Raw genomic sequence first — 273 nt, forward strand, 5'->3', positions numbered from 1 at the left:
TCGGTCGTTCATTAAGCCGCGACCTAATTGTGGACCCAAGTTTAGAGCCAGAGCTACTGAAAAAAGCACGTATCTTGTTTGATGATTTCTATGAGCAGGGCGGCCATAAGCTGAGCCACCTTTACCCATCAGTAAAAGAGACTCTGGCAGAGCTGCACCAAGCGGGCTTTATTATGGCATTGGTAACTAACAAGCCATCAAAGTTTGTGCCAGACGTGCTAGCGCAACACGGTATCGATAAGTACTTTGTAGATGTACTTGGCGGTGATTCTT

General features: G+C 46.5%; 1 protein-coding gene. It reads left to right on the plus strand.

What is annotated here, in order from left to right; translation table 11 throughout:
* The coding region (locus A3712_RS16500) for an HAD hydrolase-like protein (RefSeq protein ID WP_157618792.1) at positions 1–273 on the plus strand (273 nt) is incomplete at both ends.

The sequence above is a fragment of the Vibrio sp. HI00D65 genome (assembly GCF_001635455.1).
Taxonomy (GTDB): Bacteria; Pseudomonadota; Gammaproteobacteria; order Enterobacterales; family Vibrionaceae; genus Vibrio.